Raw genomic sequence first — 15,452 nt, 5'->3', positions numbered from 1 at the left:
ACACTCTAGTTGTTAGCTTTCGTTAAAAGAATGTTAGTTTTTGCGCAGCCGCTGTGCGTTTTCAAACAGCGTTCAGCGACGATAGCCGACAAGGACCCGCCATGTTCGACTGGAACGACCTGCGTTTTTTTCTCGAATTGCAACGCAGCGGCCGCTTGCTCACCGCCGCGCGCCGGCTCAACACCACCCACGCCACCGTGGCACGGCATATCGAATCGATCGAGAAAAGCCTCGGCACTGCGCTGTTCGTTCAGCATGCCCAAGGCTATGAAATGACCCCGGCGGGGGAGGCGCTGCTCAAGCACGCCGAAGCGATGGAAAATGTCGCGCTGCTGGCGCAGGAGGAAATTACCCAGTCCACGGCGCCGCTGGGCAAGATCCGCGTTGGCGTCACCGAAGGCCTCGGCATCAAATTTCTTGCCAGTCGCATGATCGGTCTGTTCGAGCGCTACCCCGGCCTTGAGGTGGAACTGGTCGCGGTGCCGCGCTTCGTCAGCATCCTCAACCGTGAAGCGGAAATCAGCATCCACCTCGAACGACCGTCCGCTGACATGCTGGTCACGCGCAAACTCACTGATTATCGGTTGGCGCTTTACGCCAGCCAAAGCTACCTCGACAAGGCACCGCCGCTGCACAGCCGCGAAGATCTGGGTCGACACGCGTGGATCGGCTACGTCGACGATCTGTTGTTCAGCCAGGAACTGATGTTCCTCAACAGCTTCTGCCGCAGCCCGCGCGTGGTGTTTCACAGCACCAGCGTCATCGCTCAGCAGGAAGCGGCGCGCTCGGGATTGGGCATCGCCGTGCTGCCGTGTTACATGGCAGCGTCCGACCCGGATCTGGTGGCGCTGCTGCCGGATGAAAGCATCGAGCGCAGCTACTGGATCAGCACGCGGCGGGAGTTGCACAAATCGGTGCGGCTGCGGGTGGTCTGGGATTATGTGGTGGGATTGTGCGAAGCAGAGCAGGGTCTATTGCGCGGTTAGTCCTGCATCACACAAATCTCCTGTAGGAGTGAGCCTGCTCGCGATAGCGGTGTATCTGTGAAGCTAGCTTTGACTCATACACCGCTATCGCGAGCAGGCTCACTCCTACAAGGAATCGCATTTCAAGTTGATAAATATATGGATATCCGTATATTCGGTTTCCCGCATATGGCGAGCCGATCACCATGATCACCCCCACCGAAGTCTTCAAAAGCCTCGCTGACGAGACCCGCGTCCGCGCCATTCTGCTCATCGCCGAGCAAGGTGAGCTCTGCGTTTGCGAGCTGATGTGTGCGCTGGACGACAGCCAGCCGAAAATCAGCCGCCACCTCGCGCAACTGCGCAGCAATGGTTTGCTGCTCGACCGCCGTCAGGGCCAGTGGGTGTATTACCGGCTGAACCCGGAGCTGCCGGCATGGATCGGCGAAATCCTCCAGGTGACCGCGAAAGCCAATGTCGAGTGGCTCAAGGACAACGCCGCGCGCTTGCAGTACATGGATGGTCGTCCCGTGCGCCAACGCGCCTGCTGCTGAATCTTCAACTTTTACGGAGCGCATCGATGCGAGTCCTGTTCATGTGCACGGCCAACAGCTGCCGCAGCATTCTTTCCGAAGGCATGTTCAATCACTTGGCGACCGGCAGCTTCACAGCAGTGAGTGCCGGCAGTTTCCCCAAAGGCCAGGTGCTGCCCCGCAGCCTGACGACGTTGCAAAAGTACGGTATCGCCACCGACGGGTTGCACAGCAAAGGCAACGACGCTTTCGAAAATGATCCACCGGATATTGTCATCACCGTCTGCGACAAAGCCGCCGGGGAAACCTGCCCGGTGTATTTCGGCCCGGCATTGAAAGCACATTGGGGGCTGGAAGATCCGTCCGAAGTGCAGGGCGACGAAGCTGCAATCGACGCGGCGTTCCAGGCCACCCTCATGCGCATCGGCGAACGCTGTCAGGCCTTCCTCGATCTGCCGTTTCACTCGCTCACTCGCGAACAACTGAAGGCTGAACTCGACCGCATCGGCGCGCTGTAAGGAGGCCCCATGTCAGATCATCTGCCCAACCTCGACGCAACCTTGTTCGACGCAGACAAGCCATCGTTAATGGGCGAACACAAACCGCGTATCCTTTTGCTCTACGGCTCGACCCGTGAACGTTCTTTCAGTCGCTTGCTGGTCGAGGAGGCCGCACGCCTGCTTGAACATTTCGGCGCCGAAACCCGCGTGTTCAATCCGTCCGGCCTGCCACTGCCCGACGACGTCCCGGTCGACCACCCGAAGGTTCAGGAGCTGCGCGATCTGGTGCTGTGGTCGGAAGGCCAGGTCTGGTGCTCGCCAGAACGCCACGGCGCCATGTCCGCCGTGTTAAAAGCACAGATCGACTGGATCCCCCTCGAACTCGGCGCCGTCCGCCCGACCCAAGGCAAAACCCTCGCGGTGATGCAAGTCTGCGGCGGCTCGCAGTCGTTCAACGTGGTCAACCAACTACGCGTCCTCGGCCGGTGGATGCGCATGTTCACCATCCCCAACCAGTCCTCCGTACCCAAGGCCTATATGGAATTCGACGAAGCGGGGCGGATGAAGCCCTCGCCGTTCTACGATCGCGTGGTCGATGTGATGGAGGAATTGGTGAAATTCACCGTGCTGCTGCGCGGCCAGCAGGCGCATCTGGTGGATCGCTATTCCGAGCGCAAGGAGAGTGCTGAACAGTTGATGGCGCGGGTGAATCAGCGATCGATCTGACCTCGTCCCGCGGCGAGTAACGGCTGCGTTCAAGTTGCCAACAGGCTTATTCCGCCTGCAGCTGACGAATGCTGCGTGGCGATGGTGTCGACGAGTTTTTCTGGTGTTTTCGAATAACCGACACTTCAGGTTTCGCACCTGCCTGCCGATGAAATCTGCACGATTTCAACGGAGGCCGTTCATGAACAAGGTTGTTGCTGTACTGGTGCTTACTGCACTCGTTGCTGGCTGCAAAAGCAGCAGTTCCGATACCCAGACCGCAGATCTCTCCAATCTGCGCTGCTTCGCTTACTGGGACGATAAATCCATTAGCTCGCTGGAAGTCAGCTACATCCGCGATATGAGCAAGAGCGGTAACCTGCCGTGCACGATCATGCTGGGCGACCTGTACGAGAAAGGGCGCGGTGTGCCTCAGGACATTTCCAAAGCCAAAGCCCTCTATCAGTCCGTAGCCGATAAAGACCCCGGCGCCTACGGCCAACTTGGGCGGATGGCCGAAGAAGGCATCGGCGGGCCGGTCAATGACTTTGATGCACGGCAGTTTTATCAGCGTGCTGTGAGCAAACCCGAACAGCATCGCAGTGAAGCTAAACTGGCCAAATACATGGAGGAAGGGCGAGGCGGCCCGCAGGATCTGCAAGGCGCGCTGACGCACTACTTCAATGCAACGCGGTACCTCGGCGATGCCTCGTGGCAAGGCATCGAACGCCTGCGCGGTAAAGGCTTGACTCTGACGATTGAGCAGCAACAGCGCTACAACAAAATTTTTGTCGCCAGTGTGCAGAGCGGCCTCAGAAAACGCGTTGAAGTCATAGAGAATTCTCTGGAGAGCAACGTCAGCTCGACGCCTGCGAGCAAACCGGTGCAAGTGCAGCTGGAGTACACCCCCGGCGCGTCGGCACCGGTGCTTTCGATACTACAAAGCTCAGGCGATTCCGCCCTCGATCAGAGAGTCATGCAAGCCTTTAGCGACTATCGCTTCCCCGGCGACCCGATCATGCCCCCGGGCCAAAAGAGCTATCAGGCGATCCCGGTCGTCAGGACAGACGGCAAGAGCCCAATGCAGAGGCTCAACGAGAGCAGAAAAAAGTAAGCCTTCTCCCTGCACAAACCGGACGAGCCGGGCCGGCTGCCGACGATGGCAAAACGATCGGCAGCTTTCTTCAAGGCGAACGAAAGCTGTTCTTGTATTATTTTTGAATGCTGATTCGTGCTCCAGCCCGGTTTTGCCACCTTTCAAAGGTTCTGATCATGTCAGACATGCCACCACGCCTGATCTACAGACGCCCACAACCAGCAGACCTGCCCAGCGTGTTCGCGATTTTCGGCGACCCCAAAACCAACCAGTTCAATCCCGCCGGTCCAATGACCGACATCGCCCAAGCCCAAGCCCTACTGAGTCGCTGGCTGCAACATTGGGCAACCCACGGCTACGGATGGTGGGCAATCAGCAGCACCCAGGCCCCCGACAACATCCTCGGATTCGCCGGCATCGCTACCCATGACTATTTGGGCAAACCGGTCATCAACCTCGGCTACCGCTTCGCCGTCGAAGCCTGGGGTCACGGTTACGCAACAGAAGCCGCCCAAACCGCGCTGACCCACGCGTTCCACTACCTCGGTTTACCTGAAGTATTCGGACTGGTCAGGCCCGACCATGTCGCCTCAATTCGCGTACTGGAAAAGATCGGCATGCACCGCTTCGGCGATCTCGACGACGTCCCCGGCAAAGCCCCAAGCCTCGTATTCCGTATCCAACGACAAGACGCCTGATCGAAAGCCAGACGCAAACCTGTAGGAGTGAGCCTGCTCGCGATGACGCCAGCCCAATCACCCTCTATCTAAACCAGACAAAAAAACTGTGGGAGCGAGCTTGCTCGCGAAAGCGTCCGCCCAGTCACCCCTCATGCGCAGTACACCTTAGCGTGGGGGGGGCCTAGTTACAGGTCTACCCACCCGCGTATGGCCGCGACCTTCGTTGGTGGCGAATGTGTTCGGCGAAATCGCCAGCTACCCCCCACCCCGACGAGGGGGCACTCCCCGGCTGGCACACGGCCACAGCTTGCGTCTCCCAGTCTCGGCTGTCACCCTTCGGGCCGTTCTCAAGGATCAGAACCAGGAATCACGGATGAGTGGCTACGTACCCAACCCCCCGAAAAATTATCGTTACGAAGAAGCCAAACCCGTCGATATTCATGCCGAGCGTTGGGCGGAATATGAGAAGTACGGGAAAGAACCTGCGCGCGAACCTGAAAAAATCGGCATTGCGTTGAGGATTGGGGGTTTCTTTGATGGTACTGGGAATAATGCGAACAACTCTGCTGCGGGGTTGTTGTGTGGCGCTCAGCATCCGATTGCGCCTGAGGATATTCCCGCCAGCTGCCAGCCTTACATGAGTGACCCGGACAGTAGCTATGGTAACGATGTCAGCAATGTGAAAAAGCTGAGCGAACTGTATGGGGCGACGCGACTCGCTGAGGGAGAGGGGCCACGAAAGAAAGCTTTCGGTATGGTCTACGTCGAAGGCATAGGTACCCGTTCGGGTGAAGAAGACAGTAAATTCGGCGCCGGTACAGGACGTGGCGAAACAGGCGTTGCAGGGCGAGTGCAATCCTCTTTCGCAGTGATCGAACAGCGTATCACTGAGGTATTGGACAAAAATCCCGGTAGTGAAATTGTTTCGTTGACCTTCGATACATTTGGCTTCAGTCGCGGTGCGGCAGCCGCCAGACATTTCGCCAATGAGATTGTGCGTGGCAGACAAGGCCCTTTGGGCGAGATTCTTCGCAATCAGTCCGATGCGCTTAGTTCGACCTTTGTCGACCAATACCACAGCGACATCAACATGGGCTTCATTGGTTTGTTCGACACTGTACCGTCGATTGCTGGATGGTCCAATTTGGGCAATATCAAAAGTGCAGTCGCAACAGGAATCAAACTCTACCTCGACCGACGTTACTTCACCGACGTTGTGCAGTTGGCTGCGCGGGATGAGTGCAGGGCTAACTTCGCTCTCAATCGAGTAGCGATGGATCATCCGGAAATTGTCTTGCCAGGTGTGCATTCCGATGTGGGTGGCGGTTACCTTGAGGAAGCTGAAGAATGTGTGCTCATTAGCCCAATGCAAACGCTAGAGGTCGGCAACTACGCGGATATCAACACCACATCGATCTACCGGGATGCGGTCAATGTGAGAAATCAGTGGTTAGCCGATGGCTGGCCTTCCGAAATGCTTGAAGTCGTTACACCACCTCCTTTACTGATGCCGATCATTCCTCAGGATCGACTGAGTCCTCGAGTCAAACGAGTCTACGCCGCCGTTCAACTCAAGCGTCCGGTGAGTGGGTTACTGTCGAGAGTGAGCCTGCGCGTGATGCATCAACTCGCCAAAGCCAAAGGCGTTCGCTTCGAAGACATTCCCGAGACGCCAGACTTCGCCGTTCCTGAAGAGCTTCAGCCCATGTGTGCTCGTTTTGCCGCCGGCGACTACAGCACCACGCCAGAGGAGGAGCACATCCTCAAACTCAAGTACATTCACACATCCGCCAATTGGAACCATCCGCTTGGCAGGAGAGATGGAAGTGGCATCAGAGCTGTTTACATCAATGCCCCCACGGAAGATGCAATCCGAGTAAAGCACCCACACGTACCTGACTGGACGCTTTGGTAATGAAGTTATTTACAGCACTGCTGTGCGCGCTCTTTGTGGCTGGCTGTAATGCCGATCCGCTGTCAGCAAAGAACGACCCTAAATCTCCATGGTGGGAACTCGGTTTTACCGAACCCAACTACATGAAAGTATGGGTTGAAGACACTGCTGTGGAAGACATTAGGGGCAAGACGTTTCTGCGCACGGGTGGAGGTTCTGCGTCGGGCGGGTACCCAGAAGATGGTACTGAGTCTGCCCGAGGCTGGGACGGAGTGGGCGCGTCCGCAAAAGCGGTGGTCGGCGCTGATCTCCCAAAACGAATTTTCGTTCGCTGGCAGTCCATCGTAGAGCCTCAGACCTATCGAGCCTGGGTGGATATACCGGAAGAAGCTAGGCAACTGATGCGGACTTCGGTTAGCCAGCGCTGCGCGAAAACACCGGAGCAGCGGAGCACCTATATTTCATCGGTCTATTTGGGATTGGCGCCTGGAGGGGTAGTGCAGGTTTGGGTCAGAGACGAGTGCCACCATCCGGTCAAAGTTGCGAGAGCACAGGCGGAGATCGAACCGCTAGGGCCTAGTCAAGGCAAGAACCAAGGACGTTACGCATATCCCATAAGCGAAAAGTCCAAACGGTACATCGCGAAATTCGGCATCCCATACGGCAGTTGGTAACCGCTGAAGCCGTGAGTCGTCCATTGTGCCGCCGCGCTCAATTTCGAAGCACGGCCGCCAGTGCAATGATCCGCTATCGACCCTTCGGGTCAATAAACACTGCTCAAATCAAAACCTCAAACGCCGCACTACCCAACACCTCTCCATTAACCATCACCTGAACCCCATGCCGTCCGGCAAAATGCTTGCGCGTCGTAAAATCCTTGATGACCTGTCTGCGTCGCACTGGCTCGACCCCAAACCCCGGCAATTCCACCGTTTTCAACTTGAAAACCTTCTTCGAAGCCCCGCCATTCGCTTTCACATAGTCAATCGCATAATCAATCACCAGCCTCTGCTCGTGCGCCACCGTGGACTTCACCACAAACGACAGCGTGATTGCGTCACCCAACTTCACCTCAGCAGGCTCAACCTTCACATCCAGCAACTCAACCTCAGCCTTCGCCCCCGCGCCAATTACCGTCAGCGCCCGCGAATCCCCCTGTTTGATCAAACTCCGCAACGCATGCTTGGCAATCCACGCGGTATGTCTGTTATCCAGCGGCCATCCCTCAACCACATCCAACACCCACCGCGGATGCACTTTGGTCACATCATTCAAATGATTCGCCACGGACTTGCGCACGTACAGACTCTCATCCGCCTTCAACCGATCCAGTATCCCGGCGGCCAACTGCGGATCCGCCTGTACCGCCTCCAACCGAAACGACCAGGGCAGGCGAGGGCGACTGCCTTCGCTGGCTAATCTTCTGACGTGGTGGTTTTCGTCGCGAGTCCAGTCATGCATCCGTTCCAGCGAGCGTTCAAGGTCGGCGCGCAGAAAATGGCGAATGGCGAACTCGGATGAGCCGAAGGTGGTGAAGTACTTCAGGGCTTCCATAGAAGTATCGAACGCGCGAGCACCGTAGCTCGCGACATAATGCGGCAGGCATATGCTGACGAATCCGCTGTTCAGGCGTGGCGCGAGTTCACGTAATACATCGAGGGAATCTTCGTAGTCCAGCGGCAGCACTGCATGCAGGCTTTCGGCGACGCGGGCCATGCGTTGCATCACCGACAACTCGGCCAGCCCGCGGCTGGCATGTTCAAGAAACGCTTGGGCTTTGAATGCCGGGTACACCGCGCTCATTTCATCAGCAATGTGCTGCAGACGCTCGGCGTTGAAGATTTCCTTTAGCGCCGGAGCGGCGGTGTCAGTGGTGCTCATGGTCAGTTCATCGGTGTGCTGAGGAAGGCGTCGGTGCCTTCGGCGTAGGCGGTGTATTCGGCAATTCGCGGATAGCGTGCGGCGTCGATCTGATCGGGCACCACAAGGTCGGTGAAGCTCCAGGCAACCGCCAGGCTGATGCCATCCTGGGCGAGCGAGCCGTCGATGGGTAATTGACGATGCTCGAGTTCTTTTTCCAGCGCGGTAAACGCGGCGGCGAGTTGGCCTTCAACGCGTTCGACCCAAGGTTGATATTGAATGTCGGCCGGGCGCAGGTTGCGTTCGTAATACAGCTGCACGGCTTTTTCGCAGGCGGCAAGGCTCAGGCCGATCAGGCGCAGGGCTTGGGCGCGCTGGGGCAATTCTTTCGGCAGCAGGCTTTTACCGGATGCGCTTTCGAGATAGTCGAGGATGAGTGTCGAGTCCATCAGAACCATGCCGTCGTCGAGGATCAGCGTCGGCGCCTTGACCACCGGGTTGATCTGCTGGAACTGCTCGAAATGGCGGAACACCGAGACCGACTCATGTTCGAGGTCGATCCCCAGGCATTTGGCGGAGATCGCTACGCGGCGCACGTAAGGGGAGTCGAGCATGCCGATCAGTTTCATGACGCGTTCCTTCAAGTCGAACCGGTGGGAACGCATAACCTAGCCGAGCCTGAGGCAATTGTCAGTCTGGCGCGGCAGCGCGCCGTATTCGTCGGTAATCGTTTGCAGCAGCCGCTGGGCAATGATCGGGGGGCTGGCGAGTGAATGCTCGTCGGTAGCCGGCATAGCGGGGCGGGGCATAAATCTTCCTTCGGGCTGATCGATCACCTTGTGGCGAGGGCGCTTGCTCCCGCTGGACTGCGTAGCAGGCCCCGAATGTAAAACACTGGGCCTCTTCGCCCTAACGCAAGCAATCTCTCTCGCCGCAATGTTGCTCGGTTGCGGCTGATATTAGGGGGGCTTTTGCAGTTCTGCTTTGCTGAAACGATGCAGTGCATAGTAAAAATATTGCGTACGAACGCTGTGGGGTTAGCCGTTTGTCTTCTATATACAGCCGCTCGACTGAATTTCTTGCTATAAACGCACTCCGATGGCCATGTGAAGCCTGTGTCAGAGCAGTTTCCTGGTCCTGTCGGACAAATTCCCTGTATTTACTGTTGCTGAGGTCTTGATCGGGCCTTAGACTGCCGCCCCTCGTAAATTGAGTGCCGGGTGGCGTTTGCAATAAAACGATGCCTTTTCGACGGCCCCCACGGTTCGCCGAAACGCTCCCTTATTCGCCTTAATGCACGTTTTTTTATAGAGATATCAATGACAAAGGACAAGTTGCTGGCCATGCCGGCAGATGACTACATGAATGCAGAGCAACACGCTTTCTTCACCGAGCTGTTGCAGAACATGAAAGTCGAAACCCACGAGCGCATTGAGCAAAATCGTATCGCCATCGAAAGCCTGGACACCCCGGCTGACCCGGCGGACGCGGCTTCGGTTGAAGAAGAGCGCACCTGGCTGGTCAATGCGATCGATCGCGACCAGCGCATGCTGCCGCAACTGGAACAAGCCCTTGAGCGCATCAAGGACGACAGCTTTGGCTGGTGCGACGACAGCGGCGAGGCCATCGGTCTCAAGCGCCTGCTGATCAGCCCGACCACCAAGTACTGCATCGAAGCTCAAGAGCGTCACGAGCAGATCGACAAGCACCAGCGTCAGGCCTGATTCTGTGGGGTGACCCTTTCAACAGGGCGCCTTGAAAAGATCGCAGCCTCCGGCAGCTCCTACACGGGCGTTGCTGAAGGCTGCGATCTTTGCTTTTGCTCGTCTGCACTCTTCCCGAACCGTTCCATTGACCTGCCACAGACCCACGACTAACGGACCATGGATAATGGCGTTGTAGTGGCGTTTAATGCAGGCACAACAATGAGAACAAACGTGGGGTGTTAGAGATGACGAGAGACGGATCTCTGGTTGCGGCGCTGCCTGCACCAGTGCTTTTGCCGAAAGAACGCTGGATCGCACCGGCCCTGCAAAGCATTGCCCTGATGCTGTTGCTCGCCGGCGTGGCCCTGACCGACTGGTCGCTGTACCTCGGCATGCCGCTGGCGGTGCTGATTGTCTGGCTGCCGCGCCTGCGGTCGCGCAACGTTCCTGCCACTGTTGCGGTCGATAGTGCGAGCGCATTGTCTGCACTGACCCGGGATCTTTCCTACACCACCAGTCACAACGCACTGTCGGCCGCCGGCGTGGCGTTCTCGGTCAAGGCGCTGGCCAGCAAACTTGAATCGCAACTCGACGCGGCGGCGCAGATCGTCAGCAACGCCGAAGTGATGATCGCCACCGAGCAGGCCACCTCGCAGCTCAGCCGCGAGGCGCTCGACGCCGCCAGCGAAGCGCATCAGAGCAGCGCGGCGGGACGTAGCGAATTGCTCGACTCGATTGCGCGCATGCAGCAACTCAGTCAACGCGCCAATGCCAGCCGCGAATTGATCGAAGCCTTGAGTGTGCGCAGTGACGACATTCAGCGCGTGACGCTGGTGATCCAGTCGATTGCCAGCCAGACCAACCTACTGGCCTTGAACGCAGCGATTGAAGCGGCCCGGGCCGGTGAACATGGGCGCGGTTTTGCTGTGGTCGCCGATGAAGTGCGCGGGTTGGCGGCGCGTACCGCGGCGGCCACGGGCGAAGTCGGCGAAATGGTTGCTGACATTCAGCAACGCACCGCGCAGGTGGTGGCGCAGATTCGCGAGTTGTCGAGCGATCTGCACATTGGTGTCGAACAGGTCGAACACACCGGCCAGCATTTGGAGAACATCGCACGACTGGCAGCCGGCGTCGAAACCCAGGTCAGCGAAATCGCCCGTGGTGCGCAAACCAATCGCCAACAGCTTGATGCGCTGTTCAGCGCAATCGAGCAAATGCGCAGTGATCTGGCGATCAGCGATCAACAGACTCGCCGTCTCGCCGAGGCCGCGGTGCAGATGGAGGGGCAGGCGGAAACCATCAGCGAACGCTTGGCCGAGGTGGGCCTGGACGACTATCACCAGCGCATTTATGACCTGGCGCGCGAAGGTGCGAGTCAGATCGCAGCGCGCTTCGAGGCGGATGTCGAGCAGGGGCGGATCAGCCTGGATGATTTGTTCGACCGCAGTTACCAACCGATTCCGGGCACCGAACCGGCCAAATTCCAGACCCGGTTCGATCGTTACACCGATCAGGTCTTGCCGGCGATTCAGGAACCCCTGTTAGCGCGTCATGAAGGCTTGGTGTTCGCGATCGCCTGCACGCAGCAGGGTTATGTACCGACGCATAATCAGGCATTCAGCCAGCCGTTGACAGGTGATGTGCAGGTCGACACGGTGAATAACCGCACCAAGCGCAAATTCAGTGACCGCACGGGCATCCGTTGCGGCAGCCATCAGCAACCGGTGCTGTTGCAGACTTACACGCGCGACACGGGTGAGCTGATGCATGACTTGTCGGTGCCGATCATGATCAGGGGCCGTCATTGGGGCGGGTTGCGTCTGGGTTACAAACCGGAAAATCCGCGCTGAGATTGTTACCGTTGGCGCAATGAATCTGTGCACGGCCCTTGCTGTTTCCGCGCGAAGGAAAGCATTACTCTGCCGACTTAGTTAGGTAGCTAATTATTCGGAGAGCACATGCAGTGCAGGGTGGATGTGGCAGTGATGATCGGCAGCGGCGTGCCGGCCGGATTACGTGCGCTGGGGCGCAGTGTGTGCTGGGTGGTTTTGCTCAACGGTGAGCGACGCGGCACAGCCTTTGCCAGTCGCGATGAGGCGGAAGAGTGCAAGGCTGCCTGGCTCGAACAATTGAGCATCGAGCCCGGCGACAGCCTGCACTGATCGCCCCTATTTGCCGCGATGCAAACGTACGTTCAGCTCATCGACAATGACCGCTTCCTCACCGTCGGCACGCAGCCACTCTTTGAGTAATTGCGCCTGTTGGGGCGTCCAGAAACCGGCATCGATCAGTTTGGTATCCGGGTCCAGCGGATGGGCTTCGACAAAGTCATTGATCGACGCTTCATCGGCCGGTAGGCCCAGCTGTTCGAAAAGGGTGGTCAGGTTAAGCTCGGTTGGCAGTTCCATCATCTACTCCTGGGTCGGTGCCGATAGGGCTTGTTCGCTCACTTCCTTATCAGAGGCATGCGCTGGCGCGGAGTTCGATTTTTGATTCGAGCGAGCGGGCGAGGGCGCACGCTTCGTTGTGATTGCCGCGGAAACCTCTGACACGTCCCGTGGATATTTCCTTGATATGAAAGAAGGCGATGCCCGCTGGCACCACTTGGAAGTGCGGGGTTTGGTGATTGTTAGAAGATGTCGGAAGCTGATCGAGGTCGGCAACCTGCACCGTCAGAGGTGTGCTGATTCCTGCGTCAGCCGACGTGGCGAAATGAGTCAAGGTGCACATATGAAGTCCTTTTCATCAGTCGGCCTGAATTTAACGGCCGTTGCGGGTAGTCGTAATGAGCATCGCTGCTCTAGAATCGCCAGAACCTGCTGACGACCGGGCTTATCTAAAGCAATTTTTCGCCAGCGATATGTCGGAAAAGTGCTTTTTTTCGTGAGAAATTTCCCTAAAGTTCGTAGTCAGATTTGCTCTAGTCGCACTTGAGGCTTTTTCCTTCAAGGTTTGGCGATTTCAGAGCGGGTTTCACTAATGACAATCCAGTAGTCTACGAACCTCGCGATTCAAGAGCGCTTTGCTCGCGTCGGGTTTTTGAGTGTCTTTGCAGTTTTCATCGGCCTGGCCGTTTCTTTGCCGTGGGCGTTTTTCGCTGCGCGGTTTTTCAAATGTGGGGATGTTTCTTTGGCAGTCAGTAACCTCGATATGCATGCTTTGTTCGTGCTGGGTGATTTGCGTGCAAAGCTGGTCAAGCAATTCCAATCACGTTTTGTTTACATCACCGAGCAAAACGCCGAAGGCATTTACATCGCCGAAATCGATACCGAAAGTGCGTTGGTAGTCGATGACAAACCGGGGCTCAAACTCAAGGTCGGCGACCATTTCATTGCATCGGTTCTGCCCAGCCGTGAAGGCGGCAAGATGGACATTCGTTTTCGCGACATCAAACTGACGGTCTACGGCCTGGGCGATTACGCGTTTGTCAGCACGGCCGAAGGTCACGCGATCCTGTTCAAGGAAGGCCATAGCGTCGTCACCGTGTTTGCCGCCAATGAACAATTGCAGGAAGGCCTGACCAAAACCCTGAAAGCTGTCACCGCCAAAGCTGCCAAATGGCGCAAGGGCGAGCTGGTCACGTTCAAGGCCAGCGAGTGAGCCGCGCGCAATTCCATTCGCAAAACCTCGACAATGCACATGCCGAAGCGCAGCGCCTGTTCGCCCGAAAAGCCGAACTGCAAGGTGCCTGGCTGAGTTGGGTGGCGTCGCAGATCTACGCATTGCAACCGGCGGCTTACGCCAGCATGGTCAGACGTGAGCTGCAAAGCCTGAAGGAAAAGTCTGAAATGTAATCTCGCGCGCAGCAGACCCCGGAAAAAGCAGGAACCTCGGCTAAAGTCAGTTGACTGAGTCATTCAGAGGCTTGCGTTTCTGTCAGGCCAACTGCCATTGCTGTGAACAGCACGAGGTGCGATGCATGAACGGATTTCGACGGTTACTGGCTGCCAGCGTGGCCACCTTTGGTTTGCTCACGTCAGCGCAATCGCTGCAGGCTGCACAAGGGCCGATCCACTTTGCCGACCTGAACTGGGAAAGCGGCAGCCTGATCACCGAGGTGTTGCGGGTCATCGTCGAGAAAGGCTACGGCTTGCCGACCGATACCTTGCCGGGCACGACCATTACCCTTGAGACCGCGCTGGCCAACAACGACATTCAGGTGATCGGCGAAGAGTGGGCGGGGCGCAGTCCGGTCTGGGTCAAGGCTGAGGCAGAAGGCAAGGTCGTCGGCCTTGGCGATACGGTGAAAGGCGCCACTGAAGGCTGGTGGGTGCCGGAATACGTGATCAAGGGCGACCCGGCCAAAGGCATCAAGCCGCTGGCGCCGGATCTGCGCAGTGTCACGGATCTGAAGAAGTACAAGGATGTGTTCAAGGACCCGGAAAGCCCGGGCAAGGGGCGTTTCCTCAACAGCCCGATCGGCTGGACCTCGGAAGTGGTCAACAAGCAGAAGCTCACGGCGTATGGCTTGCAGGACGATTTCACCAACTTCCGCAGCGGCTCGGGTGCCGCGCTGGATGCCGAAATCAGCTCTTCTATTCGTCGCGGTAAACCGGTGTTGTTCTATTACTGGTCGCCGACGCCACTGCTTGGCAAATTCAAACTGGTGCAGCTGCAAGAGCCACCGTTCGATGCCGAAGCGTGGAAGACGCTGACCGACGCTGATAATCCCAATCCGAAACCGACCCGCTCGCTGGCATCGAAGCTGTCGATCGGCGTATCGACGCCATTCCAGAAACAGAATCCGCAAATTGCCGAGTTCTTCAGCAAGGTTGATTTCCCGATCGAGCCGTTGAACAAAGCGCTGGCGGATATGAGCGATAAACACACCGCGCCTCGTGAGGCGGCGGTGGCGTTCATGAAAGCGCATCCGGATGTGTGGCAAGCGTGGCTGCCCAAGGATGTGGCCGACAAGGTGACGGCTGATCTGAAATAACGCGAACAAAGTACCGCACCGCCGACCGGTCGTGCACCGGCAAAAAATCCGACTACGATGGTTTGTTCAAATCCCTTTGAAGGATTTCAACCATGACCTTTGTGTTGGCTCAATGGCTGGTGACGGTCTTCGCGGCAATCGGCCTGATGCACGTGTATTGGGCGTTGGGTGGGCAATGGGCGGCTGCGGTGGTGGTGCCGCAGGTGCCGGTGTCTGGCTTCGTCGCCACCGTGCGCCCAGCGTTCAAGCCTTCAGGCTGGCTGACTCTGTTAGTTGCCGCTGCGCTGTTGGTGATCGCGGCACTGGTTTGCATGCGGGTCGGTTGGGGAGTGCCTGCGGTGCAGCACAAGGCACTGCAGTGGGTCATCAGCGCGATTGCGTTACTGATGTTTGCCCGAGCGATCGGTGATTCGAATCTGGTCGGTTTTTTCAAGGAAGTGAAGGATTCGCGATTCGCGCGGCTGGATACCTGGGTGTATTCGCCGTTGTGTGCGCTGCTGGGGGCGGGGTTGTTGGCGGTGGCCTGGGTCTGAGCTGATCCGGGATTTGCAACGACTCGACAGGCCTCTTCGCGAGC

19 protein-coding genes and 1 pseudogene are annotated in these 15,452 nt (G+C 57.6%); 15 read left to right on the top strand and 5 right to left on the bottom strand.

Going from position 1 to position 15,452, the window contains the following annotated elements:
* Positions 1-101 precede the first annotated feature (101 nt).
* The 8 genes from AEQ63_RS11670 to AEQ63_RS11635 all read left to right on the top strand — a co-directional run bounded on the left by AEQ63_RS11670 (position 102) and on the right by AEQ63_RS11635 (position 7,047).
* A complete protein-coding gene (locus AEQ63_RS11670; RefSeq protein WP_064363502.1) occupies positions 102-986 on the top strand; it encodes a LysR family transcriptional regulator in 885 nt (294 codons plus the stop codon).
* A gap of 185 nt (positions 987-1,171) precedes the next feature.
* On the top strand, positions 1,172-1,519 hold the full coding sequence (locus AEQ63_RS11665) for a metalloregulator ArsR/SmtB family transcription factor (RefSeq protein ID WP_064363501.1): 348 nt from the start codon (positions 1,172-1,174) through the stop codon (positions 1,517-1,519).
* 26 nt (positions 1,520-1,545) lie between these two features.
* A complete protein-coding gene (locus AEQ63_RS11660) occupies positions 1,546-2,016 on the top strand; it encodes an arsenate reductase ArsC (protein WP_064363500.1) in 471 nt (156 codons plus the stop codon).
* Between the two features lie 9 nt (positions 2,017-2,025).
* A complete protein-coding gene (gene arsH, locus AEQ63_RS11655) occupies positions 2,026-2,724 on the top strand; it encodes an arsenical resistance protein ArsH (protein WP_064363499.1) in 699 nt (232 codons plus the stop codon).
* A gap of 181 nt (positions 2,725-2,905) precedes the next feature.
* Positions 2,906-3,817 carry an SEL1-like repeat protein gene (locus tag AEQ63_RS11650; RefSeq protein WP_064363498.1) on the top strand — a complete coding sequence of 304 codons (912 nt, stop codon included), beginning with the start codon at positions 2,906-2,908 and terminating at the stop codon, positions 3,815-3,817.
* Positions 3,818-3,975: 158 nt separating this feature from the next.
* Positions 3,976-4,497: a GNAT family N-acetyltransferase gene (locus AEQ63_RS11645; RefSeq protein WP_064363497.1), complete on the top strand. Its 522-nt coding sequence runs from the start codon at positions 3,976-3,978 to the stop codon at positions 4,495-4,497.
* A gap of 355 nt (positions 4,498-4,852) precedes the next feature.
* Complete coding sequence (locus AEQ63_RS11640) at positions 4,853-6,394, top strand: phospholipase effector Tle1 domain-containing protein (RefSeq protein ID WP_064363496.1); 1,542 nt, start codon at positions 4,853-4,855, stop codon at positions 6,392-6,394.
* The gene (locus AEQ63_RS11635) at positions 6,394-7,047 is read left to right on the top strand and encodes a DUF2931 family protein (RefSeq protein ID WP_064363495.1); all 654 of its coding nucleotides are present in this window, start codon (positions 6,394-6,396) and stop codon (positions 7,045-7,047) included. Before AEQ63_RS11640 ends, AEQ63_RS11635 begins: the two co-directional genes overlap by 1 nt.
* Positions 7,048-7,150: 103 nt before the next feature.
* Here the strand turns inward: AEQ63_RS11635 and AEQ63_RS11630 are convergent, their stop codons facing one another.
* The 3 genes and pseudogenes from AEQ63_RS11630 to AEQ63_RS28020 all read right to left on the bottom strand — a co-directional run.
* Positions 7,151-8,254 carry a DNA alkylation repair protein gene (locus AEQ63_RS11630; RefSeq protein WP_064363494.1) on the bottom strand — a complete coding sequence of 368 codons (1,104 nt, stop codon included), beginning with the start codon at positions 8,252-8,254 and terminating at the stop codon, positions 7,151-7,153.
* A 2-nt stretch (positions 8,255-8,256) separates the two neighbouring features.
* The gene (locus AEQ63_RS11625; RefSeq protein ID WP_064363493.1) at positions 8,257-8,862 is read right to left on the bottom strand and encodes a glutathione S-transferase; all 606 of its coding nucleotides are present in this window, start codon (positions 8,860-8,862) and stop codon (positions 8,257-8,259) included.
* A gap of 66 nt (positions 8,863-8,928) precedes the next feature.
* A pseudogene (locus tag AEQ63_RS28020) lies at positions 8,929-9,042 on the bottom strand (MurR/RpiR family transcriptional regulator); the annotation flags it as partial.
* A 510-nt stretch (positions 9,043-9,552) separates the two neighbouring features.
* Here AEQ63_RS28020 and AEQ63_RS11620 point away from each other — a divergent pair.
* From AEQ63_RS11620 to AEQ63_RS11610, 3 genes are all read left to right on the top strand, one after another.
* Complete coding sequence (locus AEQ63_RS11620; protein ID WP_016775095.1) at positions 9,553-9,957, top strand: TraR/DksA family transcriptional regulator; 405 nt, start codon at positions 9,553-9,555, stop codon at positions 9,955-9,957.
* 227 nt (positions 9,958-10,184) lie between these two features.
* The gene (locus tag AEQ63_RS11615) at positions 10,185-11,789 is read left to right on the top strand and encodes a methyl-accepting chemotaxis protein (protein ID WP_064363492.1); all 1,605 of its coding nucleotides are present in this window, start codon (positions 10,185-10,187) and stop codon (positions 11,787-11,789) included.
* 108 nt (positions 11,790-11,897) lie between these two features.
* Positions 11,898-12,101 (top strand): hypothetical protein, encoded by a 204-nt coding sequence (locus AEQ63_RS11610; protein WP_042606705.1) that lies wholly within the window; start codon positions 11,898-11,900, stop codon positions 12,099-12,101.
* A gap of 6 nt (positions 12,102-12,107) precedes the next feature.
* Here the strand turns inward: AEQ63_RS11610 and AEQ63_RS11605 are convergent, their stop codons facing one another.
* Positions 12,108-12,347, bottom strand: a complete 240-nt coding sequence (locus tag AEQ63_RS11605; RefSeq protein ID WP_064363491.1) for a DUF2789 family protein — start codon at positions 12,345-12,347, stop codon at positions 12,108-12,110.
* 49 nt (positions 12,348-12,396) lie between these two features.
* Positions 12,397-12,669, bottom strand: coding sequence for a hypothetical protein (locus tag AEQ63_RS11600; RefSeq protein ID WP_042606707.1), 273 nt, complete (start codon positions 12,667-12,669; stop codon positions 12,397-12,399).
* Between the two features lie 399 nt (positions 12,670-13,068).
* On the opposite strand from AEQ63_RS11600, the gene AEQ63_RS11595 reads away from it, so the two are divergent.
* The 4 genes from AEQ63_RS11595 to AEQ63_RS11580 all read left to right on the top strand — a co-directional run bounded on the left by AEQ63_RS11595 (position 13,069) and on the right by AEQ63_RS11580 (position 15,408).
* Positions 13,069-13,539: a hypothetical protein gene (locus tag AEQ63_RS11595; protein ID WP_064363694.1), complete on the top strand. Its 471-nt coding sequence runs from the start codon at positions 13,069-13,071 to the stop codon at positions 13,537-13,539.
* Positions 13,536-13,733: a hypothetical protein gene (locus AEQ63_RS11590; protein WP_064363490.1), complete on the top strand. Its 198-nt coding sequence runs from the start codon at positions 13,536-13,538 to the stop codon at positions 13,731-13,733. Before AEQ63_RS11595 ends, AEQ63_RS11590 begins: the two co-directional genes overlap by 4 nt.
* Before the next feature lie 125 nt (positions 13,734-13,858).
* Positions 13,859-14,875, top strand: coding sequence for an ABC transporter substrate-binding protein (locus AEQ63_RS11585; protein WP_064363489.1), 1,017 nt, complete (start codon positions 13,859-13,861; stop codon positions 14,873-14,875).
* A gap of 92 nt (positions 14,876-14,967) precedes the next feature.
* Positions 14,968-15,408 (top strand): DUF3995 domain-containing protein, encoded by a 441-nt coding sequence (locus AEQ63_RS11580; RefSeq protein WP_064363488.1) that lies wholly within the window; start codon positions 14,968-14,970, stop codon positions 15,406-15,408.
* Positions 15,409-15,452 lie beyond the last annotated feature (44 nt).

Source organism: Pseudomonas sp. RIT-PI-o (genome assembly GCF_001297215.1).
In the GTDB taxonomy this organism is placed as follows: Bacteria; Pseudomonadota; Gammaproteobacteria; order Pseudomonadales; family Pseudomonadaceae; genus Aquipseudomonas; species Aquipseudomonas moraviensis_A.
This window is presented reverse-complemented; position numbering and strand designations above follow the sequence as displayed.